Origin of the sequence: Streptomyces flaveolus, assembly GCF_000716535.1 — a bacterium.
GTDB classification, from domain to species: Bacteria; Actinomycetota; Actinomycetes; order Streptomycetales; family Streptomycetaceae; genus Streptomyces; species Streptomyces flaveolus_A.
Map to the genome: position 1 here is coordinate 104045 of NZ_JNWV01000014.1, position 24261 is coordinate 128305.

Consider the following 24261-nt stretch of genomic DNA (forward strand, 5'->3'; position numbering starts at 1 on the left):
TTCACCACCGGGCAGTCGCCCGACGGCCGCCGCGGTCGAACCGCTGTGCCGCGGACCGGAGTTGCAGTGCGCGAGGCAGCCGCTCGAAGGTCGCACCGAGGGCATCGTACCCGCGGTACTCCGCGTGCCGAAGGGTGCCGCACGGGGCGTTCCACGAGGTGGGAGCAGACGGGGCGCACGGCGTTTCGTGACCGAGGGTGAGAGTGCGGGTGCGCCGGGCGCCCGGAAAGCGGTCTTCGCGGGCAGAACGAAGCCCCCGGTCACGGGGGAACAACCGGGGGCTTCGCGTCGATGGGCGACTCCGAAAGCCGCACATTGAGAACGTAAGACCTGTACGGCCCCCCGGTCAAGCGCAGTTGAGGCACTCGGAGAAGTTGTCCCGCAAGGCTCTTCACGACTTCACCACATCCGGGATGGTCCGTCACGGAGCGTCACATCCGGCCCGGATTCGGGAGTCGCCGCCGGTCCCGGCAGCACCTCATATCCCTCCTGTCGCTGGAGTACCAGCAGATCGGCATGGGGGCGCGAGGGATCCACGGCGAAGTGCGCGCGCTCCGCCGCGACCCAGCCGTCCCAGAACTCCCGTTGCTCCGCGCCGTCCCGTCGCCGCCCGCGCGCCCAGGACTCCTCCCGGGGCAGCTCCATCCAGAGCAGCCGGGCCAGGTGCGGCCGCAGGGCGCGGCGGCCGGCGCCGACACCCTCGATCAGGACGACGGGTGCGGCCGGCAGCGGGCGCGGTGCGCCGAAGGCACGGGCCCGCCAGTCGTACGGGGTGTAGTGCGCGCTCTCGCCACGCGCCAGAGGCTCGATCACCTGGGTCATGAGCCGGTCGGTCCACGCGAAGAGCCGCTCGTGGCTGGCGATGTCGTCGAGGTGGAGCACCGGAGCCCCGCCCAGCGCGTGCGCCAGTCGTCCGGCGAAGGTGGACTTCCCCGAGCCGGCGTGTCCGTCGACGGCGACGAGCCGGACCGGTCCCAGTGAGGGCGGGAGCCCGTGCAGCCGGGCGGCGAGGTCGTGAATGGTGATTCCCGTGGAGTCGTGCCGTGTGTGGGCGTGAGGTCCGTTGTTGTGGGTTTTCCGTGAAACAGTCTAGTAGCGGTCACGCGCCGGCAGTCGTCACGCGTTGAACCATCGGCTGGCGGCCAGTCAAAGGCGCCGATAAACAGTCCGAATCCCCTGACCGATATGTCGAATTCGGCGTTCCGGGTGTGCCCCACGCTGAGTAAGGTGCCTCCTGCGCAACGTGATGCGTCGAACGGGGACCGGCAGGGGGACCATGGCCGCGGAATTATTCGAAGGGCACTATGTATGGCATCCGGCGGCCGACGACCGGGTCCTGGCGAGCGTATGCGTCGATGTGCGCGCCGGACGTTATCGATACGCCCACGAGGCGCTCGCCGAGACGCGTTCCGACTTCGCCCTGCGCGCCCACCGCTCGCTCGTCCTCGCCTCCGAGGCGGCGGGCACCGACCTGGTGGAGCGCTGGCTGGCCGAGGAGCCGACGCCCGAGGCCGCGCTCATGTGGGCCCGGGTCGCGGTGCAGCGCGCCCTGCGGGCCGCCGACGCCCGTGACGAGCGCGCCGAGGCCCTGGAACGGATAGCGCTGACCGCCTGCGACCGGGCCGCCGAGGCGGCTCCCGCCGACCCCACCCCCTGGGTCGCCCGGCTCGCCATGGCCCGGCTCCACCGGCTGCGCGACCCGGCCCCGAAAGGCCTGCTCACCGCCCCGCCCGGCCCCTGGCGGCTGTTCGCGCACATCCTGTCCCTGGACCCCTGGCACCGCGAGGCCCACCACCGCTTCCTGTCCTGCTTCTTCACGCGGTACGGCGGCTCGGTCACCGCTGCCTGGGACGTGGCCGCCTTCCTCAGCCAGCGGGCGCCCGCCGACTCCGCCCTGCGGCTGCTTCCCCTGGTGGCCCTGGTGGAGAGCTACAACCCCACCCAGCTCCTCGCCGACCGGGTGTGGGAGCAGCCCCAGTGGCGCTCCACCGCGCTGGCGATCTACCAGCACTGGCTGCCCAGCGTGGCCGGTTACCGCTTCACCCCGGTGCTCGACCTGGCCTACCTCGCGCACGCGCTGGTCATGGCCCAGCGCGTGTTCGAGGCCCGGGCGGTCTTCACGGCGATGGGCCCGTACGCCTCGCGCATGCCGTGGAGCGCCTTCGGCGATCCCGCCGAGCAGCTCTCCCGGGCGCGGCGCGCCTGCGGCCTGCCCGTCCCGGGGCCCGCCTGACCGCACGTCCCCTCCACCCCCCACCCAGAGAAAGGCCGATCTGTGTCGGAACGGATGTCGACTCCCCGGGCCCGCGCCCGCGCGACGGACCCCGTCGTGCTCGACGACGACGCCACCCTGCACGCGATGGGTTATCCGCGGAAACTCACCCGACGCTTCCGGGCGTTCGACAATTTCGCGATCTCGTTCACCATCATCAATATCCTCTCGGGCATTTTCTCGTCCTTCGGATTCGGTATGAACGCGGGCGGCCCCCGCATTCTCGTGTTCGGCTGGATCGGCGTCTCGCTCATGGTGCTGCTCATCGGCGCGGCCATGGCGGAAGTCGCCTCCGCCTATCCGACCAGCGGTGCCCTGTATTTCTCCGCCGGTAAACTCGCCAAGCGGCACAAAGGCGCCTGGTCGTGGTTCACGGGCTGGCTGAACTTCGTCGGCCAGATCGGCGGCACCGCCGCCACCGGCTATGCCGCCGCCACCTTCATACAGGTGTTCGTTGAGCTGCAGTGGCCCTCCTACCAGCCGACCGCGCACCAGACGGTCCTCATCACGGCCCTGATCATCGTGCTCCAGGGGCTCGCCAACACCTACACCGTCCAGCTCGTCGCCGTACTGAACCGCATTTCCGTGTGGTGGCTGCTGATCGGACTCGTCGTGATCGTGGGCGCACTCATCGTGATGCCCGATCATCACCAGTCCGCGTCCTTCGTCACCCATTTCGAGAACAACACCGGTTTCACGAGCGGGCTTTACGGCGGCATGCTCGGCCTGCTGGTCACCAGCTGGACCTTCACCGGGTTCGACGGCAGCTTCCACATGTCCGAGGAAACGGTCCATGCGACGGTCAGCGCCCCGAAGGGCATCACCCGTGCCATCGGCTATTCGGCGATCACCGGTCTCGTCCTGATGCTGGCATTGGTCTATAGCATCGGCGACTACGCCAAGGTGGCCGGGGCCGCCGCGCCGCCCGTGCAGATCCTCATCGACGGCCTCGGCCTGCGCACCGCCAAGGTGATGCTCCTCATCGTCATCGGCGCCATGCTCTTCTGCGGTCTCGCCAACCTCACCAGCAACACCCGGCAGATCTTCGCCTTCTCCCGGGACGGCGCCATGCCCGGCTCCCGCTGGTGGCACACGGTCTCGCTGCGCACCCGCACGCCGGTGAAGGCGGTCTGGCTCGCGGTCGTGTGCTCGCTGGCCCTGGTGGTGCCGGGCTGGTGGTCGCACACGGCGTTCACCGCCATCGTCAGCGTCAACGTGGTCGGCCTCTTCCTGGCCTACGCCGTACCGATCTTCCTGCGGCTGCGGCTCGGCGACGCGTTCCAGCCCGGTCCCTGGCACCTGGGCCGCTGGGGCAGGCCGATCGGCTGGCTCGCGGTGACCTGGATCCTGCTCAGCAGCGTCCTGTTCATGCTGCCGCAGGCCTCCCCGATCACCGTCGACTCCTTCAACTACGCGCCGATCGCGCTCGCCGTCGTCCTTCTGGTGGCCACGGTGTGGTGGTTCGCCACGGCCCGCCGCCGCTTCCAGGGACCGGTCAGCTATGGCCGCCCGGACGAGGTCGCCGCGATGGATCTCGTCTGAGCGAGCCGTCCGGCTCGCGGTCGCGTCGTCGCCGGGGTGCGGGGTGCGCGGGGCCGCGCGGCCCCACGCTCCCGCGCCCCTTCGGGCGCCCCTGGCGCGCCCCGTCAGGGGTCCAGACCAATATTCGTGCCACGGCATGCGCCGAAGTGCTGGCAGCGAGATCCGGCCTGCTTCATAGTTACCGCACCGGATCAGCCCGTCTCGGACACCCTGGGGGTCGTCGCGCCCATGAGCAGAGCCCAACAGCCGTCCCGCAGAACCGTCTTGGCCGTGGCCGTCGCCGCGGCGGTGACCGGCACAGCGGCCCCCGCTGCCGCCGCCGCACCGCGAACCGCCGGCAGCGACGACCCCGGCCAGGCGCAGGCCCGCCCGATCGACTACCACTGCTGGACCACGTTCCGCGACTGGCGCTGCGGCACCGCCCAGGGCGCCCGGCCGGTCTCCGGCAGCCGCCCCGGCGTCGTGATCGGCGCCCCGGCCGGCCGCAGCGACTACACCGACCCGCACACCGGCACCACCGCCACCTGGGAGTACGCCACCTGGACCTCCCCGGTGCACCGGCTCACCGTGCCCGCGACCGAGGTCATCGCCTCCTGGAACGCGCACACCCCCGCCGGCACCTGGCTCCAGGTCGAGCTGCACGGCACGTACTCCGACGGCACCGAGACACCCTGGTACGTGATGGGCCGCTGGGCCGCCGGCGACCAGGACATCAAGCGCACCTCGGTGGACGACCAGACCGACGGCAAGAGCACGATCTGGACGGACACCTTCGCCATCGACGACGCGAGCACCGGCCTGCGCCTGACGTCGTACCGGCTGCGCCTCACCCTCTACCGCCGGCCCGGCACGCACCTGACCCCGACGGTCTGGCGGCTCGGCGCGATGGGCTCCGACATCCCCGACCGCTTCACCGTGCCGGCCTCCACTCCCGGCCTCGCCCAGGAACTGGCCGTACCGCGCTACTCGCAGGAGATCCACAAGGGCCAGTACCCCGAGTACGACAACGGCGGCGAGGCCTGGTGCAGCCCCACCTCCTCACAGATGATCATCGAGTACTGGGGCGGCCGGCTCACCCCCGAGCAACTGTCCTGGGTCGACCCGTCCTACGCGGACCCGCAGGTCTGCCACGCGGCCCGGTCCACCTACGACCACCAGTACCAGGGCTGCGGCAACTGGCCCTTCAACGCCGCCTACGCGGCCACCTTCGACGGCCTTCAGGGCGTGGTCACCCGGCTCGCCTCCCTCACCGACCTGGAGACGCTGATCGCGGCCGGCATCCCGGCCATAACGTCCCAGTCGTTCCTCAAGGAGGAGCTGACGGGGGCCGGTTACGGCACCTCCGGCCATCTGATGACCGTCATCGGCTTCACCGCGGACGGGGACGTGATCGCCAACGACCCCGCCTCGCCGAGCGACGAGGCGGTGCGGCGCGTCTACAAGCGGCGCGAGTGGGAGAACATCTGGCTCAGGACCAAGCGGTACAACGCCTCCGGCAAGGTCGTCTCCGGCACCGGAGGGGTCTGCTACCTCTACTTCCCGGCCCACCCGACCCCGCACCAGCGCAAGGCGCTCGCCGCGGTGGGCGTGTACTGAGCCCCGGTGTGCGCGGCGTGTGACCAAGCTCATCGCCGCGCACGCCGTCGCGGGTGGCATGGTGGACGGATGGGTGGGGGGATTCCGCCGTATACGTCCGACCTCTGCGAGTAACACCATGACCGCACACCCGGCCACCGCCACCCGCGCCGTCACCGGCGGCCCGCAGGAAGACGGCCCGAAGATCGTCGAGCATGTCCTGGGCTGGGTCCTCGTCGCGGTGTTCGCGATGCTCGTGACCCAGCTCGGCCTGCTCTGAACCGAGGCGCTCCCGCCTCGGAATCGGCGCGTCATCGCCTCCGCATCGACCGCTCACGCGTGCGGCTTGTTCTGACATACTGCGGCTGTCCCGTCGTACCCAGTGCAGGGCCGGTCTTGAACATGCCGCAGCAGCGTGCCGTCGTCCAGGCGCGCGGCACCGAGCGTTCCGTGGCGCGTCGCGCCGAACTCATCGCCATCGGGCGGAAGTTGTTCGCCGACACGTCCTACGACGCGTTGTCCATGGACGACATCGCCCGCCAGGCGCAGGTGGCCAAGGGCCTGATCTACTACTACTTCCGGTCCAAGCGCGGCTACTACCTGGCGATCATCCAGGACTCCGTCGCCGACCTGGTCACCTCCGCCGCCGGCGGGGTCGAGCTGCCCGCCGTGGACCGCGTGCACCGCACGATCGACGGCTATCTGCGCTACGCCGAGCAGCACCAGGCCGCCTACCGCACCATCGTCAGCGGTGGCGTCGGCTTCGACACCGAGGTGCACGCGATCCGGGACGGCGTGCGCGAGGCGATCGTCACCACGATCGCCGAGGGCGCCTACGGCCGCGGCGACATCTCCCCGGTGGCCAGGATGGGTCTGCTCTCCTGGGTGTGCAGCGTGGAGGGCGCCACCCTGGACTGGATCGACCGCCCCCGGCTGTCCCGGGACACCCTGTGCGAGCTGCTGGTGAAGACGCTCGGCGGGGCCCTGCGCGCCATCGAGGAGCTGGACCCCGCCCACCCGGCCCCGCCGCCCGCCCGCAGGGACGGCTGACCCGGAAGAACCGTCAGTTGATCGCCCTGATCAGCTCACCGTTCGCGGTGTCGCCGCTCAGCTCCCAGAAGAAGGTGCCGCCGAGGCCCTGCTGGTTCTTGTACGTCATCTTCGTGGCGATGGTGGCAGGGGTGTCGTAACTCCACCAGTCGCTGCCGCACTTGGCGTAGGCCGTGCCGCCCACGGTGCCGGTCGCCGGGCACTTGGTCTTGAGCACCTTGTAGTCGTCGATGCCCTGGTCGTACGTCCCGGCGGCCGGGCCCGTGGCCGTACCGCCGGGGGCCGCCTGGGTGACGCCGGTCCAGCCGCGCCCGTAGAAGCCGATGCCGAGGAGCAGCTTGGAGGCCGGGATGCCGAGGCCCTTGAGCTTGGCGATCGTCGCCGAGGTGTAGTAGTTCGCCTTGGGGATGCCCGAGTAGGAGTTCAGCGGGGAGTGCGGGGCGGTCGGGCCGGTCGCGTCCCAGGCGCCGAAGTAGTCGTACGTCATCGGGTTGTACCAGTCGACGTACTGGGCGGCGCCTGCGTAGTTCGCCGCGTCGATCTTGCCCCCGCTGGTGGCGTCGGCGGTGATCGCCGCGGTCACCAGGTTCCCGGAGCCGAACTTCGAGCGCAGGGCGGCCATCAGGTTCTTGAACGCCTCGCGTCCGCTGGTGTCACAGGTGTCGCCGCAGGCGTTCGGGTACTCCCAGTCGATGTCGATGCCGTCGAAGACACCCGCCCACTTGGAGTTCTTCACCAGGTCGTAGCAGGACTGGGCGAAGGCGGCCGGGTTCTTCGCGGCCTCGCCGAAGCCGCCGGACCAGGTCCAGCCGCCGAAGGACCAGAGGACCTTCAGGCCGGGGTGCTTCTTCTTGAGCTTCAGCAGCTGGTTGAAGTTGCCGCGCAGCGGCTGGTCCCAGGTGTCGGCGACGCCGTCGACGGACTCGGCGGCGGTGTAGGCCCGGTCGGTGGCCGCGTAGGAGTCGCCCATGGCGCACTTGCCGCCGGTGACGTTGCCGAAGGCGTAGTTGATGTGGGTCAGCTTGGCGGCCGAGCCGGAGGTCTCGATGTTCTTGACGTAGTACTTGCGGTCGTAGGTGCCCCATTCGGTGAAGTAGCCGACGACCTTCGAGCCGGCCGCCGGCCGCGGGGCGCTCGGGGCCGCCGCGGTCGCCGTGCCCGTTCCGGCCAGCAGGCCGGCGCCGAGGGCGGCGGTACACGCGGCCGAGACGAGGGCCCGGACGAGGGAGCGGTGGGGAGTGTGCATTCGGGTGTCTCCTCGTGGGGGAGAGGGGAACGCGCGCCGATTGGCATGAACGCGGTAAAGCGTTGGTCATGCACCCTAGGAGGACTAGACCATTAGGTCAATGGTTCGGACCAATATCGGCCCTGCGCAGAGCCCCGACTGGACTCCTGAAGTAAGCGGTCGTTAACTGGTGACGGGAGGTCGCTGATCGGGCATACTCACTGCGCATGCCGCTGGTCAGCAGCTTCCGAGACCCGGGAGCGGGCGCCTTCGGCGAAGCGCGATCACCAGGCGGAGCCGCCCCCCACCCCGGGCCGGACCGCCGGTGCCCGAACAGGGAGGAGCCCGACGCCATGTCCGACCGCGACCCGCAGCCGGTGGAGCGTCAACTGCCGACGGAAGAGGCGAGGGATCTGCTCGCCCTCGTCCGGGAGATCGCCCAGCGCGAGATAGCGCCCAGGGCCGCGGAGGAGGAGGACGCGGGACGTTTCCCGCGTGAGATCTTCGGTCTGCTCTCCGAATCCGGCCTGCTGGGCCTGCCGTACCCGTCCGAGTACGGCGGCGGCGACCAGCCCTACGAGGTCTATCTCCAGGTCCTGGAGGAGCTGGCCGCGGCCCGGCTCACCGTCGGCCTGGGCGTCAGCGTCCACACGCTCGCGTCCTACGCCCTCGCCACCTACGGCACCAAGCAGCAGCAGGTCGAGCACCTGCCCGCCATGCTGGGCGGCGGCCTGCTCGGGGCGTACTGCCTCTCCGAGCCGTCCTCCGGTTCGGACGCCGCCTCCCTGCGCACCAAGGCCGTCCGGGAGGGCGACACTTGGGTGATCGACGGCACCAAGGCCTGGATCACCCACGGCGGGATCGCCGACTTCTACACCGTGATGGCCCGCACCGGCGAGGACGGCCCGCGCGGGATCACCGCCTTCCTCGTGCCCGGTGACGCCCCCGGCCTGAGCGGCGCCGCGCCCGAGAAGAAGATGGGCCTGAAGGGCTCCCCCACCGCGCAGGTGCACTTCGACGGCGTCCGCGTCCCCGACGACCGGCGCGTCGGCGAGGAGGGCCAGGGCTTCTCCATCGCCCTGGCGGCGCTCGACTCGGGCCGGCTCGGCATCGCGGCCTGCGCCATCGGCCTCGCCCAGGCCGCACTGGACGAGGCGGTCCGCTACGCGACCCAGCGCCGCCAGTTCGGCCGGCCCATCGCCGACTTCCAGGGCCTGCGTTTCATGATCGCCGACATGGCCACCCAGATCGAGGCGGGCCGCGCGCTGTACCTCGCCGCCGCCCGGCTGCGCGACGCGGGCAGGCCGTTCGCCAAGCAGGCCGCCATGGCCAAACTGCACTGCACCGACACCGCCATGAAGGTCACCACGGACGCGGTGCAGATACTGGGCGGCTACGGCTACACCGCCGACTTCCCGGCCGAGCGGTACATGCGCGAGGCCAAGGTCCTGCAGATCGTCGAGGGCACCAACCAGATCCAGCGGATGGTCATCGCCCGTCACGTGGCGGGGCCAGAAGGTCGCTGAACTGGCCCGTGAGCACCGTCGGGGCCGCCAGCCTGACCCACTCCGGGTCATGGCGGCCCGGCAGGGTGCGGCCCCGGTCGGCCCAGGTCCGCATGAGGTCGCGGTAGATGGGCGGGTCCGGCGGCGCGGCCGGCGGAACCGATTCTCCGGGGCGGGGGACGAAGATACGGCGCTGACGCCCGGTTGCCGAGTACGTGGGGGTCATACCAGGGCAACGCGCCGACGGCCGCACAGGTCACCCTCCGACGGAATCGAGCTTCAGTTCATCCCCGTCCGGTTCACTCTCCGGCTTCCTCCGGTCCGCTGACGTGCTGTCAGCCGGCGCTGCGCGCCGCCTGCCGTCAGGTCTGCTCCGGGAAGGTCGCCGTCCCCGCGGACCCGGGCAGACCGGTCCTGCACCATGACGGCCTGCGCGCCATGGTGCGGAGCACGTACGCGTGGGTGAGCGGGGGGTGGGAGACGACTCAGGCGGCCTGGCGGCGCATCGACGGCACGCGCATCGGGCGCGAGCCCGGGCCGCCGACGTGCGAGAACGGCTGCGTCCGCCAGTTCAGACCCTGGGGGAGCGTGAGCAGCAGGGCGGTGTCCTGCTCCTGCGGCTCGAAGGACTCGTCCGCGGGGCGGGCGTCGGCCGCCGCACGGCCCGTACCCGCGCACACCGTCAGCCCGAACGGGTTCCACGGCGAGGCGCACAGCGCGTGCTCCGGCAGCACCTCCTCGTCCGCCAGCAGCGCGATCGGCTGTGCGCAGTCCGGGCAGATCACCCGGTACATCTCGAAGGTGTCGTAGGCGTCCGGATCCTCGTCGAAGACGTCGGCTTCGACGCCCTCCGGCTCGGGACCGGCGACCGGCTGCCGGTGCGTGGACGCGGATCGACCAGGGCGATGGGCACTCTGCATGGGATTCTCCCCCTAAGGCTGGGCCGTGAAGGCGCTGCGGCCTGGACCACAGCAAGCACTTCCCGCCCGGTCTCGGCGGTAATCACGAGACCATCACGGAGCCTGCTCAAGGTGTGTGGTCTTCGTCACATGCCGTATGCAGGTGCCCGTCCCGGTGCATTTTCTGCCGAACAGGGAATGACCTGCGCCTCTGAGGTATCCGTGGAGATCAAGCGCACTGTAGGTTTTGGCGGCATGGAGGAGCTGGACCGTCAGATCGTGCAGCTGCTCGTCAAGGACGGGCGGATGAGCTACACAGACCTGGGCAAGGCCACGGGCCTGTCCACGTCGGCCGTGCACCAGCGGGTGCGCCGGCTGGAACAGCGTGGCGTCATCCGCGGCTACGCCGCGGTGGTCGACCCCGAGGCCGTCGGGCTGCCGCTGACCGCCTTCATCTCGGTGAAGCCGTTCGACCCCAGCGCCCCCGACGACATCGCGGACCGCCTCGCCGGGGTCCCCGAGATCGAGGCGTGCCACAGCGTGGCGGGCGACGAGAACTACATCCTCAAGGTGCGCGTGTCCACCCCGCACGAACTGGAGGAACTCCTGGCCCGGCTGCGCTCGCTGGCGGGCGTCTCGACGCGGACGACGGTGGTCCTCTCGACACCCTACGAGGCACGGCCGCCCAAGATCTGACAGCCGCCGCGCCGACGGCGCCCGGTGCCCTTCGGGCGCCCCCGGTGCGGCTCCCGCCCGGCACCGAGAGAAACTGTCGGCTATGAGCAACCGCACCGCCGAGCCCCCCAAGACCGTCCTGCTCCGCCGCGGCGAGGTGCACAGCCCCGCGGACCCCTTCGCCACGGCGATGGTCGTGGAGGCGGGACACGTCGCCTGGGTCGGTTCCGAGGGCGCGGCCGACGCCTTCGCCGACGGCGTGGACGAGGTGGTCGATCTCGACGGCGCCCTGGTCACCCCCGCCTTCACCGACGCCCATGTGCACACCACCGCCACCGGCCTCGCCCTGACCGGCCTCGACCTGTCCGGCGCCCCCTCCCTGGAGGCCGCCCTCGCCCGTGTCCGCGAGTTCGCCGCGGCCCGCCCCGACGACCGGGTCCTGCTGGGGCACGGCTGGGACGCCGCCCGCTGGCCCGGCGGCCGGCCGCCGACCCGCGCGGAGCTGGACGAGGCCACCGGCGGGCGCCCCCTCTACCTGTCCCGCATCGACGTGCACTCGGCGGTCGTCAGCACCGCCCTGCTGGACCTGGTCACCGGCGACGTCCCGCGCGAGGACGCCCCCCTCACCAAGGACGCCCACCACGCCGTCCGTGAGACCGCCCTCGCCGCCATCACGCCGGCCCAGCGCGAGGAGGCGCAGCGCACCGCCCTGGCGCACGCGGCCTCCCTCGGCATCGGCACCGTGCACGAGTGCGGCGGCCCGCGGATCTCCTCCGAGGACGACTTCACCGGCCTGCTGCGCCTCGCCGCCGAGGCGCCGGGCCCCCGCGTGGTGGGGTACTGGGCCGAACAGGACACCGACAAGGCCCGCGAGCTGGGCGCGACCGGTGCCGCGGGCGACCTCTTCGCCGACGGCGCCCTCGGCTCGCACACCGCCTGCCTGCACGAGCCGTACGCCGACGCCGGCCACAGCGGCACCGCCTACCTGGACGCCGACGCCGTCGCCGCCCACGTCGTGGCCTGCACCGAGGCGGGCCTCCAGGCCGGCTTCCACGCCATCGGCGACGCCGCCGTGGCCACCGTGGTGGAGGGCGTGCGCGCCGCCGCCGAGAAGGTGGGCCTCGCCCGGATCCGTGCCGCCCGGCACCGCGTCGAGCACGCCGAGATGCTCACCCCCGACACCGTCGCAGGCTTCGCCGAGCTGGGCCTGATCGCCTCCGTCCAGCCCGCCTTCGACGCGCTGTGGGGCGGCGAGGACGGCATGTACGCACGGCGTCTGGGGGCGGAGCGGGCCCGCACGCTCAACCCGTTCGCCGCGCTGCTGCGCTCCGGCGTACCGCTCGCGTTCGGCTCCGACAGCCCGGTCACCCCGCTCGACCCCTGGGGCACGGTCCGTGCCGCCGCCTTCCACCGCACGCCCGAGCACCGGATCTCCGTCCGCGCCGCCTTCACCGCGCACACCCGCGGCGGCTGGCGGGCCGTCGGCCGCGACGACGCGGGCGTCCTGGTCCCGGGCGCCCCCGCCGACTACGCCGTCTGGCGGACCGACGAGCTGATCGTGCAGGCCCCCGACGACCGGGTCGCCCGCTGGTCCACCGATCCGCGCTCCGGCACGCCCGGCCTGCCCGACCTCAGCCCGGGCCGTGACCTGCCGGTCTGCCTGCGCACCGTGGTGGGCGGGCGGACGGTGTTCGTACGGCCGGGCGAGTGATCTCCCGGGGCGGCGCGGGTTCCCCCGGCCGCCGGGGCCCCGCCGCCCGACCTGCGCATCCTCCCCGACGGCCGTGCCGCCGGTGTCGTCCGCCCAGCTCAGAGGACTGTTGACAGTCGGCGGCCAGGGGCCGGTAGGTTCGTCCGAGTCCACCACCGGACGCCCGACCGGGGGACGTTCAGCCGACTCGTCGCAGCGCCGCTGGGTCAGGGACGGTGTGCCGCACCGGGGCACCGTCACTGGGAGCCAGGCTCAGCGCCCGCGCCGACGAGGGGAACGTTCTCGCGGGTCGGCCAGGTGTGACCCGGGTGGGGCCCGGGCGCTCAGTAGACAACGGCTTTCGGTCGACCCGCAGCCAGCGGGTCCCGGGTCGGACCGAAGGGCGCCGGGCCCCCATCCGTCGTGGTACGAAGGTGTCCGGCACGTGGTGGGAAGGTACCGAAAACAACCTTCTTACCCCGCTCTTGTGGAACCGACACCACCATACGAACGCGCTGTCACGTCTTGCCAGGCCGCGGCCACTATGGTGGACCCCTGCGTACGACATGAAGGGGCAGCAGTGAACGACGGCGACGGGACCCTCGCGGCCAAGGCCCAGGGGAGGCAGTTCGGTCCGCTCGGCACGGCCTTGGTGATCATCCCGACCTACAACGAGGCGGAGAACATCAAGTCCATCGTCGGCCGGGTGCGCAAGGCCGTCCCCGAGACGCACGTACTGATCGCGGACGACAACAGCCCCGACGGCACCGGCAAGCTCGCCGACGAACTGGCCGCCGAGGACGGACACGTCCACGTGCTGCACCGCAAGGGCAAGGAGGGCCTCGGCGCCGCCTACCTCGCGGGCTTCCGCTGGGGTCTGGAGCGGGACTACGGCGTGCTGATCGAGATGGACGCCGACGGCTCCCACCAGCCCGAGGAACTGCCCCGGCTGCTCACCGCCCTCAAGGGTGCCGACCTGGTCCTCGGTTCCCGCTGGGTGCCGGGCGGCCGCGTGGTGAACTGGCCGAAGTCCCGCGAGTTCCTCTCGCGGGGCGGCTCCACCTACTCGCGGCTCATGCTCGACGTGCCGATCAAGGACGTGACCGGCGGCTTCCGGGCCTTCCGCCGCGAGACGCTGGAGGGTCTCGGCCTCGGCGAGGTCGCCTCGCAGGGCTACTGCTTCCAGGTCGACCTGGCCCGCCGCGCGGTGAAGGCCGGCTACCACGTCGTCGAGGTCCCCATCACCTTCGTCGAGCGGGAACTGGGCGACTCCAAGATGAGCCGGGACATCGTGGTCGAGGCCCTGTGGCGGGTCACCGCCTGGGGCGTCGGGGACCGCCTCGGCAAGCTCGCCGGCAAGGACAAGCAGGCCTAGCGGCCGGTTCGGGGCCGGCGGCCGCCCGGCCGGCTCGCGATCCGGCTGATCACCCCCTTATCCCGCGCTGAGGCGTGCCCAGGCACACTGGGAGCATGACGACTGGCGCTCCGACCTCTCCGTACCCCGCCCGCCGCCGGCGCTCCCGGCTGCGCAGGTATCTGCCGCTGGGCCTCGCCGCGTGGCTGGTGCTGGAGATCTGGCTGCTCACCCTGGTCGCGGGCGCCGCGGGCGGCCTCACGGTGTTCCTGCTGCTGGTCGCGGGCCTCGTGGCGGGGTCCGTGGTCATCAAGCGGGCGGGTCGCCGCGCCTTCCAGAGCCTGAACGAGGCGTTGCAGCAGGGCGGCTCACCGGCGCGCGGCGGCGGCAACGGCCTGATGATGCTCGGCGGCCTGCTGCTCATGATCCCCGGCTTGGTCTCGGACGCGGCGGGTCTGCTCCTGCTGCTCCCACCGGTCCAGAAGGCGGTGAGCCGCTTCGCGGAGAGCGCCCTGGAACGGAGTCTGCGCGAGGCCTCCCCGGGCAGCCTGGGCGATGCGTTCCAGCAGGTCCGCATCCACCGGCCCGACGGCAAGGTGGTGCAGGGCGAGGTCATCAGGGAGGACCGGCCCGAGCCGGGGGAGCAGAGGCCCCCGCTCACGCGCTGAGCGTCCCGCGCACGCACAACAACGACCGCGGGCGCCGTACGTGAAGACGTACGGCGCCCGCGGTCGTTGTTGTGCGTGCGCGTTATGCGCTCTTGCGGCTGTCCCTGGGGTGGACCGCGATGTTCATCGCCCCCGAGCGCAGAACCGCCAGACGCTCCTCAAGGACCTCTTCGAGTTCCTCACGGGTACGTCGCTCCATCAGCATGTCCCAATGGGTACGCGCGGGCTTGGCCTTCTTCTCCTCAGGGCCGTCGCCGTCCACGAGGAGTGCCTGGGCACCACAGACCTTGCACTCCCACTCCGGCGGGATCTCCGCCTCGACCGAGAAGGGCATCTCGAACCGGTGCCCCTTCTCGCATGCGTACTCCACGGCCTGGCGCGGGGCCAGGTCGATACCGCGGTCCGTCTCGTAGCTGGTCACCACGAGGCGCGTACCGCGAAGAGCTCGCTCACTCATGAATCGTGCCTCCCGGGCTTGTCGCCCACAGGACAGGTGTCGCTGTCGTCGTCATCCGGTCAACGTCCGGTCGGCGGTAAAGATTCCCGTTCCGAGTCCCGTTCCGGGTCATGCGTCGCCGTCGTAGCCGCCCCTTGTTCTACCCACAGGCGCCCGGTTTGTCACATCTGCTAGCAGATGTCACCCAGCGTTTCGGCATCTTTGACGCGCAGTAACGGTACGCCTGGCAGGCCAAACGCGTACACTACCGCCCTTTCACGCCGAGTGCTAAATCGGCGCTAGATCTTCTCCGGAACCGGGTTCCCCGCCTCGGCGATCGCACGCCGCACCGGGACCCGCGCGAGCAGGACGAAGCCGACGACGAAGAAGGCCACCAGCGAGATGATCGCCGACCGGTAGCTGCCGGTCAGCTGGTAGGTCACGCCGAACAGCAGCGGTCCGAGCCAGCTCATCCCGCGGTCGCTCATCTCGTACGCCGAGAAGTACTCCGCCTCCTTGCCCGGCGGCACCAGATGGGAGAACAGCGACCGGGACAGCGCCTGGCTGCCGCCGAGGACCAGGCCGATCCCCGCGGCCAGCACGAAGAACCACACCGGCGCCCGCGCGGGCAGGAACCAGCCGGCCGCCAGCGTGAGCGTCCACGCCACCAGCGAGCCCAGGATCGTCCGCTGCGCGCCGTACGTCCGCGCCAGCCGCCCCATCGCCAGCGCCCCCGCCACGGCCAGCACCTGCACCAGCAGGACCGCCCCGATCAGCGTCGACTGGCCGAGCCCCAGTTCCTCGGACCCGTAGACCGACGCCTGGGTGATCACCGTCTGGATGCCGTCGTTGTAGACGAGGTACGCCAGCAGGAACGCCAGGGTCAGCGGATGGCGGCGCATGTCCCGGACCGTCGCGGCAAGCTGCCGCAGCCCCGGTGCCGTGGCCCGGTCCACGCGCGCGTGGCGGTCACGCAGCCGGCGCAGCGGTACCAGCGTGAAGGCGCCCCACCACAGGCCGGCCGAGGCCAGGCAGACGCGGACGGCGGCGGTCTCGGACAGGCCGAAGGAGTCGTGCGCCGAGTACAGCACCAGGTTGGCGACCAGGACCAGCGAGCCCGCCGCGTAGCCGAAGGCCCAGCCCCGGGAGGAGACCGCGTCCCGCTGCTCGGGCGGCGCGATCTGCGGCAGATAGGAGTTGTAGAGCATCATCCCGACGGACTGCGCCGCGTTGGCCACGACCAGCAGCGCCCCGCCGAGCAGATAACGGTCGCCGTTCAGGAAGAACATGCCGGTGGTCGCCGCCGCGCCGGTGTACGCGGCCGCGGCGAGCAGCGGCTTCTTGCGGCCCGTGCGGTCGGCCGCGCTGCCCACCAGCGGCATCACGACGACGGCAAGGATCACCGACAGGGACACCGAGTACGCGAAGAAGGAACCGGCCCGGACCGGAACGCCCAACGGGTGCACATAGCCGTCGGCGTCCGCCGCGTGCTCGGCGACCGAGGTGAGGTACGGACCGAGGAAGACGGTGAGGACGCTCGTCGAATAGACCGAGCACGCCCAGTCGTAGACGTACCAGCCGCGCTGCTCGCGCCTGAGGCCGGCGGACTCGTCCGCCGCCCCCGCCCGCACGGTGTCGGTGCTCACCCGTGCCCTCGCTTCCCCGCTCAACCGCGAAGGCTCGGGCCGAGGCGGCCGGGTGGTCAGACCCAGACGCCGCGGTCCTCCATGACCTTGCGCAACGTGTCGATGTGATCGGTCATGATGCCATCAACCCCCAGGTCCAGGAGCCGGTGCATCCGTTCCGGTTCGTTGATCGTCCACACGTGCACCTGGAGCCCGCGCGCGTGGGCGGCGCGGACGAAGCGGTGGTCGACCACGGGCACGCCCGACTGGGCCTCCGGAACCTGCGCGGCCACGGCCGACCGGCGCACCGCGGCCGGCAGCCCCCACGAGCGCAGCCGCAGGCTCAGCACCCCGCGCGTGCCGAACGAGGTGGCCAGTCGCGGCCCCGCCAGCCGCTGGGCCCGCAGCACGCGCGCCTCGGAGAAGGAGCCCACGCAGACCCGGTCCCAGGCGTCCGTGCGCTCGATCAGCTCCAGCAGGGGGCGCAGCGCGGGCTCCGCCTTGACGTCGACGTTCCAGCGCACCTCGGGGAAGGTCTCCAGCAGTTCCTCGAACAGCGGCACCGGTTCACGGCCGCCCACGCGCGCGTGCCGTACGTCCGCCCACGGCAGGTCGGCGATCCGGCCCGCTCCGTCGGTGACCCGGTCCAGGGTCGCGTCGTGGAACGCGACCAGCCGGCCGTCCGCCGTGGCGTGCACATCCGTCTCGATGTACTGGTAGCCCAGCTCCACCGCGCGCCGGAACTGGGCCACGGTGTTCTCCAGGCCGTCGGCGGCCCCGCCCCGGTGGGCGAAGGCGATCGGCACCGGGTGGTCCAGGTACGGATGGCGCGGGCGCGGTGTCGTGAGGCTCACGGACGCAGTATCGCGCGTCCGGGTGTCGCTCCGGCAACGACCGTGCTGCCCGCCGATGCCGACGGGACGGCGAACACCCGCAGGAAGGCCTGCGCCAGCGGGCCGATGGACACGGCGTAGAGCACCGTGCCCACCCCGATGGTGCCGCCCAGCACGAACCCGGTGACCACCACCGCCACCTCGACCGCCGTCCGCATCAGCCGGATCGACCGGCCGGTGCGCCGGTGCAGCCCCGTCATCAGCCCGTCACGCGGACCCGGCCCGAAGCGCGCCGCGATGTAGAGGCCGGTCGCCGCGCCGTTCAGCACGATCCCCGCGAGCAGCAGCGGGACACGTGCGGCGAGGGAGCGCGCGTCCGGGAGCAGGGCGAGCGTGCCGTCCATGGCGAGGCCGACCACGAAGACGTTGGAGACCGTGCCGAGCCCGGGGCGCTGGCGCAGCGGGATCCACAGGAGCAGCACCGCCGCGCCCACGATGATCGACACGACCCCGATGCTCAGCCCGGTCAGTTCCGCGAGCCCCTGGTGCAGCACGTTCCACGGCTCCAGGCCCAGCCCCGCCGCCACGAGCAGCGCGGAACTCGCGCCGTAGAGCGCGAGCCCCGCGTACAGCTGGACCAGCCGCCGTCCGAGGGGGCGGCCGGGACCGGATGGACTGGGAGAGGACATGGAATTACCCCCCTGGGTGGTGGCGGTGGCCTGACGCATGACACTCTGTGGCTTGGGATGAATCGTCATCCATGGCCAATTCGGGGAAGGTGGACTGATCTTCATGGCGCAGTGGACCTCGGCCGTGGGGGCCGCGCAGCTCGCCCGGCTCCTCAACTCCCAGCAGGAGCGTCCGGCCGGCCCCGGCACCCGCCGTCCCCCCGCCTACCGCGCCCTCGCCGACGGCGTCCGGCTGCTCGTGCTGGAGGGCCGGGTCCCGGTGGCCGCGCGCCTGCCCGCGGAACGCGAACTGGCCCTCGCCCTCTCCGTCAGCCGCACCACCGTGGCCGCGGCCTACGAGGCGCTGCGCGGCGAGGGCTTCCTGGAGTCCCGGCGCGGAGCCGGCAGCTGGACCGCCGTACCGGCCGGCAACCCCATCCCCGCCCGTGGCCTGGAACCCCTGCCTCCCGAGGCCCTGGGTTCGGTGATCGACCTCGGCTGCGCCTCGCTCCCGGCGCCCGAGCCGTGGCTCACCCGGGCCGTGCAGGGCGCCCTGGAGGAACTCCCGCCGTACGCCCACACCCACGGCGACTACCCGGCCGGGCTGCCCGCGCTGCGCTCGATGATCGCCGAGCGGTACACCACGCGCGGGATCCCCACCATGCCGGAGCAGATCATGGTGACGACCGGTGCGATGGGCGCCATCGACGCCATCTGTCACCTCTTCGCGGGCCGGGGCGAGCGGATCGCCGTGGAGTCCCCGTCCTACGCCAACATCCTCCAGCTCATGCGCGAGGCCGGCGCCCGGCTCGTGCCCGTCGCGATGGCCGAGGGCCTGTCCGGCTGGGACGTGGACCGCTGGCGCCAGGTGCTGCGCGAGGCCGCGCCGCGGATCGCCTACGTGGTCGCCGACTTCCACAACCCCACCGGGGCGCTCGCCGACGAGGACCAGCGGCGCCGGCTGGTGGACGCGGCCCGCTCGGCCGGCACGGTGCTGGTCGCCGACGAGACGATGAGCGAGCTGTGGCTCGACGAGGACTTCCGGGACGGCGGCATGCCCCGCCCGGTCTGCGGGTTCGACCCGGCCGGCTCCACGGTGATCACCGTCGGCTCGGCGAGCAAGGCGTTCTGGGCGGGGATGCGGATCGGCTGGGTGCGGGCTGCGCCGGACGTCATCCGCAGCCTGGTCGCCGCGCGGGCGTACGCCGACCTGGGCACGCCGGTGCTGGAGCAGTTGGCCGTCAACTGGCTCTTCAGCACCGGGGGCTGGGAGCAGGCCGTCGAGCTCCGCCGCGCGCAGGCCCGGGAGAACCGGGACGCGCTGGTGGCGGCGGTGCGCCGGGAACTGCCGGACTGGGAGTTCGAGGTGCCCCAGGGCGGCCTGACGCTGTGGGTGCGCGCCGGCGGTCTCTCCGGTTCACGCCTCGCGGAAGCGGGCGAACGGACCGGCGTCCGCGTCCCGTCCGGTCCTCGCTTCGGAGTCGACGGCGCGTTCGAGGGCTACGTCCGGCTCCCGTTCACCGTCGGGGGAGCGGTGGCGGACGAGGCGGCGGTGCGGCTCGCCGCCGCGGCCCGGCTGGTGGAGTCGGGGGCGACGGGAGCGGGCGAGGCGCCGAGGACCTTCGTGGCGTAGGCGCCGGCGGGGACGACCGGCGCCTGACGGCTCGGGTGGTGCGGTGCTTCGGCGACCGCGGATGCCCGGTGGTTGCTCGCGCGGTACCCCGCGCCCCCTCGTGCCGCGCATCCGTCCAGTCGCGGCACAGGGTGCTAGGAAGGCTCCGCCGCCAGTGCGTCCGCGGGGACCGCTGTCTTCTCCGCCGTCGGCTTCGACAGAACCGTCGGCTCCTCCTCCACCGCGGTGGTCCGCGGCGGCAGCAGCTCCAGTACCGCCTGCCGGTCGGCGTCACTCGTGGCGTCGTCGTACGGATCCGGCGTACGGGGCACCTGAAGCCGGTGCACCGGACCGGAGCCCAGCCGGGCGTACCCCCGTCCGGGCGGCACGTGCGCGATCGACGTCGTGTGCGGCGCCGCCCCCAGCACCGCTTCCACCTGCTCCGGCGCCGCGGACCCGAGCACGACACGCGCGCGCGTGTGCTGCCGTACCGCGTCGGTCAGCGTCTCCGCGCTGTCGAACTGCTCGGCCACGACCACGGTCACGTTCGCCGCGCGGCCGTGCCGCAACGGCACCTGGAGCAGGACCTGCGGGTCCTTGCGGCCGTCCGCCAGGGCGAGGTGCGCGAAGACGCTCGGGCGGTCCAGCAGGATCCACAGCGGGCGCCGGGTGTCCGGGGGCGGTGGGTCGCCCGCCTGCCGCGCCAGGTTGATCGCGATGAGCCGCCGCTCGGTCTCCTGCGCGGCCCATTCCAGGCTGGCCAGCGCCCCGGGCAGCGCGCACTCCACGGCCAGGACGCCGGTCCGTCCGGTCAGGCAGGCGTACTCGCCGGTGCCGCCGCCGTCGACGATCAGCACATCGCCGTACTGGAGGGCCTGGAGGGCGACGGAGCGCAGCAGGGTGGACGTGCCGCTGCCGGGGTGGCCCATGGCCAGCAGGTGCGGCTCGGTGGAGCGGATGCCGGTGCGCCAGACGACCGGCGGCACGTCGACCCGTTCCTCCCCGTAGGACAGGGGGAGGGTGCGCTGGACCTCGCTGGGGTCGGTGAAGCCGAGGACGGTCTCGCCGGGCGCGGTGACGAAGCGCTGGGCCGGGATGTCGGCGGGCAGCGGGGGGAGGGCGATGACGGTGAGCTGGTTGCCCTCCTCGTCCCACGCGAAGCGGTACTCGCGGCTCCGCCCGGCCTTCGCGGTGAGCAGATGCTCGATCCGCGCGCGGGCCGCGGGCTCGCCGTCCGGGAAGTAGGCGGGGTAGCGGATCACGAGGTGGCCGATGCGTCCGGCGTCGTCGAACTCGTGGGCCGCGTAGGCCTTCTCCCATTCCCCGCCGTGCGTATACAGCGGTGCCGGGTCCTCGGAGCTGGAGAAGTACGGCACCAGGGCCTCGTACAGCGCCTGGAGCCGCTGGGTCTGGGACTCGTCGGGCCCCTCGGGCGCCGACGGGGTGCGATCGCGGCCGTGCCAGGCCGCTGCCGCCATCACGGCGATGACGGCGAGCAGCGGCCCGTACGGCATCAGGGCCACGATCAGGACCACGGACGTCACGAAGAACAGCAGTGGCCCCCGTTTGTCCTTGGGCGTGTCCGCCCACCTGCGCCGGCCGGCCGAGGCCAGCAGGCGCAGCCCGCGCGTCACGGTGATCAGCGGATGGAGGACGTCGGTGGCGCTGTCGGCCGCCGTCCGGGCCAGCTCCTTGCTCCGGGCGATCTGCGTCCGGGCGATCTGGGCGCTGTCCTTGCTCAGAATGCGGGGGAGAGGGCGCCGGGCCACTGCTGTCTCCTGATGGTGCGTGCGGGCGGGACTGGCGGGGTCAGAACTTGATGCCGCCCAGGAGGCTGGCCAGGCTCTCTCCTCCGGCTTTGATGCTCGGGGCGATACCCGTGGTCGACAGGTAGAAGCCGAAGAGGGCCGACACCGTGGCGTGCGAGCCCTTCAGCCCGTCCTTGCGGAAGAACAGGAAGACGACGACGCCGAGCAGCAGCACGCCTGAAAGGGAGAGGATCATTTGGGGCCTCCTGGTGTCGATGGTGGGGGACAGTCACCATGAGTTCTTCCAGGATCACAGGATGTATCCATACGATTAAAGGTGCAACTGGGTGAAAAACGGTGGAATTACCCCGCTCGGGCGAGTGTGTCGGGACCCCGATTGACCAGGCCTGTTTGCACTACGGTGCCCCCGGCGGGCGCTGCTGCTGATCTTTACCTCGGGCAGATCGGGTCATGTGCCACGCGAGCCAGTACGCTGGCGATTCACCCGTACGAAGCAGTCCCCGAATCAGCAAGGAGAGGTGGTCCGGCCGATGAGTGAAGTTCCCGACCCCGAGGTCGTGGAGCTGGCGACCAAGATCTTCGATCTGGCCCGGCAGGGGCAGACCGAGGCGCTCGTGGCGTACGTCGACGCGGGTGTTCCGGCCAACCTCACCAACGACCGCGGCGACTCCCTGGTGATGCTCGCCGCCTACCACGGTCACGCCGGCGCGGTGCGCGCGCTGCTCGCCCGCGGCGCGGCGGCGGACCAGGTCAACGACCGGGGTCAGACCCCGCTCGCGGGCGCCGTCTTCAAGGGTGAGACGGACGTCATCAAGGCCCTCCTGGAGGGCGGAGCCGATCCTTCCGCAGGCACGCCGTCGGCCGTCGACACGGCCCGGATGTTCGGCAAGACAGAGCTTCTGGAACTGTTCGGCGTCCACTGACGTCGACGCGCTGACCAGTACGACACGGAAAACGGGGGAGGCGGTACAGGGCCGCCGGAAATACGGTCGCGGCAGCACACACCGCGGGTCATCATGACGTCGTGATTCACGGACGCGATGGCTGGGCAGGTGTTGCCGCACCGCGCGGGCCGTGATGCGGTCCGCATGGGCCACCGACGAGAGGCAGAGAGAGATGGTCTACAGCAAGCAAGAGACGGCGGGCGCTCCGACGTTGTGTCACGCGGCCAGGTAATGCGTGTTCCCCGGTTGCGTCGACGCTTGATGTGAGGCTGTTTCCCATGTTCGATCCGGTCATAGCGCCCAGCGGTACGCTGCTCGGCCTGCTCCAGCGCGGCCGTGGTGACGGCACGCTGCACGCGCTCACGGCCCCGCGCGCCGAAGCGCTGGCGGCCCTGAACCACTGTGTGCTGCGCGACCCCCGCCACGACTGGCAGCTGGAGAACCGCTCCCTGTACTACGCCCGGCTCTACCTCGACCTGAACGGCGAGCTGGACGCCGTGGAGGCGCACCTCTTCGACCCCGAGGACGTCGTCGACACCGACGAGTCCCGCACCGGGCTGGCCCTGGCCGTCCTCGGCCACCTCGCCTCCTACGGCAGGCGGGACGCCCTGGAACTGCTGCGCAGGTACGCCGCGCACGGCTCCAGCTGGGCCTGGGCCTTGGACGAGCTGGCCCTCAGGGACGACGACGCGGGCCTGCGCGCCCTCGCCGCCCCCGTCCTGGCCCGCTTCGCCACCGATCCCGAGGGCGAGGCCGAGCTGGCCGCCGCCGTACGCGACGCCTTCGAGCCACGGCCCTGGCGGCTGTGGGCCGAGGATCCGCGCGCGTCGATCGCCACGCGGGTGCGTGCCGCCCAGGAGGCCGGCTGTTTCGACCGCTGGCAGCGGCAGATGCGGCCCACCGGCCCCCGCCCCGACTGGAGCGTCCGCGCCGTCTTCGAGTGGGCCCAGCAGGGTCTGGAGCGCGGCGCCGCCCTCCATGTGCCGGCCGCCCGCTGCCTGGTCGCCGTGGCCGGCCCGGAGGACCGGCCCGAGATCCTCCAGGCCGCCCGGGCCGGCACCGACGGAGCCCGCTGCACCGCCCTGCGCTACCTCGCCGACAGCAACGACCGTGACGCGCTCGACCTGATCGAGGCCGCCGTCGTCGACGGGACGGCACCCGTCGTGGAGGCCGCCGTCGACGCCTTCGAACGGATGCGCAGCATCGCCGCCGTCGACCGCGCGCGCCGCTGGGCCCAGCGCCCCGACGCGCTCGGCGCCGCCGCCGGACGCATGCTCGCCTGCCGCGGCGGCGCACAGGACCGCGACCTCGTCCTCGGCGCCCTCCGCGAGGCCGTCCGCGGCGAGGGGCCGGACGCGCCCACCCTGTGGACCCTCGTCGACGGCGCCGGACGCCTCGGCATCGCCTGCGCCGCACCCGTCCTGCGCCATGTCTACCGCGAGACGGCCTCCTCCCATCTCCGCGGCCGCGCCGCCCGCGCGCTGGCCGCCACCGATCCCTCCTTCGCCACCGGCTTCGCCGTCGAATGCCTGTGGGACTGCGAGGAGACCACCCGCGAACTCGCCGCCCGGCACGCCGAGACCGGTGACGCCCGGGTCGTGGAGCGCCTGCGCCGCCTGGCCGCCGATCCGGCCGAGGAGGACGAGGTGCAGACCGCGGTTCGCAGCCGCTTCGGACCGGACACGGCTCTCGGCTGAACGAATGGGACCGGACGCGGCCCTCTGCTGAACACATGCGACCGGACGTGACCGGGGCGCAACGTGACCCCCGACCGGGGCGCATCTGCCGACCCCCGCCCGTACATCTGCCCCGGCGGACGAGCGCCCGCCGGGTGAACACCGGATGACCCGCGGGTCAGGCGGCCATGACGGCCGTCTGACCCGCTCGGGTGTGCAGCCCAACGCTCATGGGACGTTCCC

22 protein-coding genes are annotated in these 24261 nt (G+C 72.0%); 13 read left to right on the forward strand and 9 right to left on the reverse strand.

Annotation, left to right across the window (positions count from 1 at the left end; all coding sequences use genetic code 11):
- Positions 1-399: 399 nt before the first annotated feature.
- Positions 400-1020: a uridine kinase family protein gene (locus OO52_RS16550; protein WP_106972000.1), complete on the reverse strand. Its 621-nt coding sequence runs from the start codon at positions 1018-1020 to the stop codon at positions 400-402.
- Between the two features lie 256 nt (positions 1021-1276).
- Here OO52_RS16550 and OO52_RS16555 point away from each other — a divergent pair, with 256 nt between their 5' ends.
- From OO52_RS16555 to OO52_RS16575, 5 genes are all read left to right on the forward strand, one after another.
- Positions 1277-2233: a hypothetical protein gene (locus OO52_RS16555; protein WP_030644815.1), complete on the forward strand. Its 957-nt coding sequence runs from the start codon at positions 1277-1279 to the stop codon at positions 2231-2233.
- A 54-nt stretch (positions 2234-2287) separates the two neighbouring features.
- Positions 2288-3814: an amino acid permease gene (locus tag OO52_RS16560; RefSeq protein ID WP_245240316.1), complete on the forward strand. Its 1527-nt coding sequence runs from the start codon at positions 2288-2290 to the stop codon at positions 3812-3814.
- Positions 3815-4042: 228 nt separating this feature from the next.
- Complete coding sequence (locus OO52_RS16565; protein WP_030644819.1) at positions 4043-5410, forward strand: peptidase C39 family protein; 1368 nt, start codon at positions 4043-4045, stop codon at positions 5408-5410.
- 118 nt (positions 5411-5528) lie between these two features.
- Positions 5529-5669, forward strand: coding sequence for an SCO1431 family membrane protein (locus OO52_RS49620; protein ID WP_103816500.1), 141 nt, complete (start codon positions 5529-5531; stop codon positions 5667-5669).
- A gap of 122 nt (positions 5670-5791) precedes the next feature.
- Complete coding sequence (locus tag OO52_RS16575; RefSeq protein WP_037629082.1) at positions 5792-6439, forward strand: TetR/AcrR family transcriptional regulator; 648 nt, start codon at positions 5792-5794, stop codon at positions 6437-6439.
- A gap of 13 nt (positions 6440-6452) precedes the next feature.
- Here OO52_RS16575 and OO52_RS16580 read toward each other — a convergent pair whose 3' ends face one another.
- Positions 6453-7685 carry a glycoside hydrolase family 18 protein gene (locus tag OO52_RS16580; RefSeq protein WP_030644821.1) on the reverse strand — a complete coding sequence of 411 codons (1233 nt, stop codon included), beginning with the start codon at positions 7683-7685 and terminating at the stop codon, positions 6453-6455.
- A 332-nt stretch (positions 7686-8017) separates the two neighbouring features.
- Between OO52_RS16580 and OO52_RS16585 the strand changes: the two genes are divergently transcribed.
- Positions 8018-9190, forward strand: a complete 1173-nt coding sequence (locus tag OO52_RS16585; RefSeq protein WP_030644822.1) for an acyl-CoA dehydrogenase — start codon at positions 8018-8020, stop codon at positions 9188-9190.
- Positions 9191-9654: 464 nt separating this feature from the next.
- On the opposite strand, the gene OO52_RS16590 is transcribed toward OO52_RS16585, so the two are convergent.
- Positions 9655-10089, reverse strand: a complete 435-nt coding sequence (locus tag OO52_RS16590) for a hypothetical protein (protein WP_030644823.1) — start codon at positions 10087-10089, stop codon at positions 9655-9657.
- Positions 10090-10323: 234 nt separating this feature from the next.
- On the opposite strand from OO52_RS16590, the gene OO52_RS16595 reads away from it, so the two are divergent.
- The 4 genes from OO52_RS16595 (at position 10324) to fxsA (ending at position 14455) form a co-directional block, all read left to right on the forward strand.
- Positions 10324-10764, forward strand: coding sequence for an Lrp/AsnC family transcriptional regulator (locus tag OO52_RS16595; RefSeq protein WP_014671472.1), 441 nt, complete (start codon positions 10324-10326; stop codon positions 10762-10764).
- 82 nt (positions 10765-10846) lie between these two features.
- A complete protein-coding gene (locus OO52_RS16600) occupies positions 10847-12454 on the forward strand; it encodes an amidohydrolase (RefSeq protein ID WP_030644824.1) in 1608 nt (535 codons plus the stop codon).
- Positions 12455-13013: 559 nt separating this feature from the next.
- Positions 13014-13808, forward strand: a complete 795-nt coding sequence (locus tag OO52_RS16605) for a polyprenol monophosphomannose synthase (RefSeq protein WP_030644825.1) — start codon at positions 13014-13016, stop codon at positions 13806-13808.
- 95 nt (positions 13809-13903) lie between these two features.
- Complete coding sequence (gene fxsA / locus OO52_RS16610; protein WP_030644826.1) at positions 13904-14455, forward strand: FxsA family membrane protein; 552 nt, start codon at positions 13904-13906, stop codon at positions 14453-14455.
- Between the two features lie 82 nt (positions 14456-14537).
- Here fxsA and OO52_RS16615 read toward each other — a convergent pair whose 3' ends face one another.
- The 4 genes from OO52_RS16615 to OO52_RS16630 all read right to left on the reverse strand — a co-directional run bounded on the left by OO52_RS16615 (position 14538) and on the right by OO52_RS16630 (position 18038).
- The gene (locus tag OO52_RS16615) at positions 14538-14912 is read right to left on the reverse strand and encodes an RNA polymerase-binding protein RbpA (protein WP_003977404.1); all 375 of its coding nucleotides are present in this window, start codon (positions 14910-14912) and stop codon (positions 14538-14540) included.
- A 278-nt stretch (positions 14913-15190) separates the two neighbouring features.
- On the reverse strand, positions 15191-16537 hold the full coding sequence (locus OO52_RS16620) for an MFS transporter (RefSeq protein ID WP_030644828.1): 1347 nt from the start codon (positions 16535-16537) through the stop codon (positions 15191-15193).
- A 56-nt stretch (positions 16538-16593) separates the two neighbouring features.
- Positions 16594-17370 (reverse strand): glycerophosphodiester phosphodiesterase, encoded by a 777-nt coding sequence (locus OO52_RS16625; RefSeq protein WP_030644830.1) that lies wholly within the window; start codon positions 17368-17370, stop codon positions 16594-16596.
- Positions 17367-18038: a YczE/YyaS/YitT family protein gene (locus OO52_RS16630; RefSeq protein ID WP_048910356.1), complete on the reverse strand. Its 672-nt coding sequence runs from the start codon at positions 18036-18038 to the stop codon at positions 17367-17369. Before OO52_RS16630 ends, OO52_RS16625 begins: the two co-directional genes overlap by 4 nt.
- A gap of 103 nt (positions 18039-18141) precedes the next feature.
- Between OO52_RS16630 and OO52_RS16635 the strand changes: the two genes are divergently transcribed.
- Positions 18142-19650, forward strand: a complete 1509-nt coding sequence (locus OO52_RS16635) for a PLP-dependent aminotransferase family protein (RefSeq protein ID WP_030644833.1) — start codon at positions 18142-18144, stop codon at positions 19648-19650.
- A 134-nt stretch (positions 19651-19784) separates the two neighbouring features.
- Here OO52_RS16635 and OO52_RS16640 read toward each other — a convergent pair whose 3' ends face one another.
- Both OO52_RS16640 and OO52_RS16645 read right to left on the reverse strand, forming a co-directional pair.
- A complete protein-coding gene (locus OO52_RS16640) occupies positions 19785-21398 on the reverse strand; it encodes a membrane protein (protein ID WP_030644835.1) in 1614 nt (537 codons plus the stop codon).
- Positions 21399-21438: 40 nt separating this feature from the next.
- A complete protein-coding gene (locus OO52_RS16645) occupies positions 21439-21633 on the reverse strand; it encodes a hypothetical protein (protein ID WP_014671463.1) in 195 nt (64 codons plus the stop codon).
- Between the two features lie 295 nt (positions 21634-21928).
- Between OO52_RS16645 and OO52_RS16650 the strand changes: the two genes are divergently transcribed.
- Together OO52_RS16650 and OO52_RS16655 are read left to right on the forward strand one after the other, a co-directional pair.
- A complete protein-coding gene (locus tag OO52_RS16650) occupies positions 21929-22321 on the forward strand; it encodes an ankyrin repeat domain-containing protein (protein WP_030644836.1) in 393 nt (130 codons plus the stop codon).
- A gap of 299 nt (positions 22322-22620) precedes the next feature.
- Entirely contained in the window at positions 22621-24039 is a 1419-nt protein-coding gene (locus OO52_RS16655) for a hypothetical protein (RefSeq protein ID WP_030644839.1), read from the forward strand.
- The last annotated feature ends 222 nt before the right edge of the window (positions 24040-24261 follow it).

Coding starts and splice junctions, on each gene's coding strand:
- OO52_RS16555 (WP_030644815.1), top strand. CDS start 1,277: ATGGCCGCGGAATTATTCGAAGGGCACTATGTATGGCATCCGGCGGCC.
- OO52_RS16560 (WP_245240316.1), top strand. CDS start 2,288: ATGTCGACTCCCCGGGCCCGCGCCCGCGCGACGGACCCCGTCGTGCTC.
- OO52_RS16565 (WP_030644819.1), top strand. CDS start 4,043: ATGAGCAGAGCCCAACAGCCGTCCCGCAGAACCGTCTTGGCCGTGGCC.
- OO52_RS49620 (WP_103816500.1), top strand. CDS start 5,529: ATGACCGCACACCCGGCCACCGCCACCCGCGCCGTCACCGGCGGCCCG.
- OO52_RS16575 (WP_037629082.1), top strand. CDS start 5,792: ATGCCGCAGCAGCGTGCCGTCGTCCAGGCGCGCGGCACCGAGCGTTCC.
- OO52_RS16580 (WP_030644821.1), bottom strand. CDS start 7,685: ATGCACACTCCCCACCGCTCCCTCGTCCGGGCCCTCGTCTCGGCCGCG.
- OO52_RS16585 (WP_030644822.1), top strand. CDS start 8,018: ATGTCCGACCGCGACCCGCAGCCGGTGGAGCGTCAACTGCCGACGGAA.
- OO52_RS16590 (WP_030644823.1), bottom strand. CDS start 10,089: ATGCAGAGTGCCCATCGCCCTGGTCGATCCGCGTCCACGCACCGGCAG.
- OO52_RS16595 (WP_014671472.1), top strand. CDS start 10,324: ATGGAGGAGCTGGACCGTCAGATCGTGCAGCTGCTCGTCAAGGACGGG.
- OO52_RS16600 (WP_030644824.1), top strand. CDS start 10,847: ATGAGCAACCGCACCGCCGAGCCCCCCAAGACCGTCCTGCTCCGCCGC.
- fxsA (WP_030644826.1), top strand. CDS start 13,904: ATGACGACTGGCGCTCCGACCTCTCCGTACCCCGCCCGCCGCCGGCGC.
- OO52_RS16615 (WP_003977404.1), bottom strand. CDS start 14,912: ATGAGTGAGCGAGCTCTTCGCGGTACGCGCCTCGTGGTGACCAGCTAC.
- OO52_RS16630 (WP_048910356.1), bottom strand. CDS start 18,038: ATGTCCTCTCCCAGTCCATCCGGTCCCGGCCGCCCCCTCGGACGGCGG.
- OO52_RS16635 (WP_030644833.1), top strand. CDS start 18,142: ATGGCGCAGTGGACCTCGGCCGTGGGGGCCGCGCAGCTCGCCCGGCTC.
- OO52_RS16645 (WP_014671463.1), bottom strand. CDS start 21,633: ATGATCCTCTCCCTTTCAGGCGTGCTGCTGCTCGGCGTCGTCGTCTTC.
- OO52_RS16650 (WP_030644836.1), top strand. CDS start 21,929: ATGAGTGAAGTTCCCGACCCCGAGGTCGTGGAGCTGGCGACCAAGATC.
- OO52_RS16655 (WP_030644839.1), top strand. CDS start 22,621: ATGTTCGATCCGGTCATAGCGCCCAGCGGTACGCTGCTCGGCCTGCTC.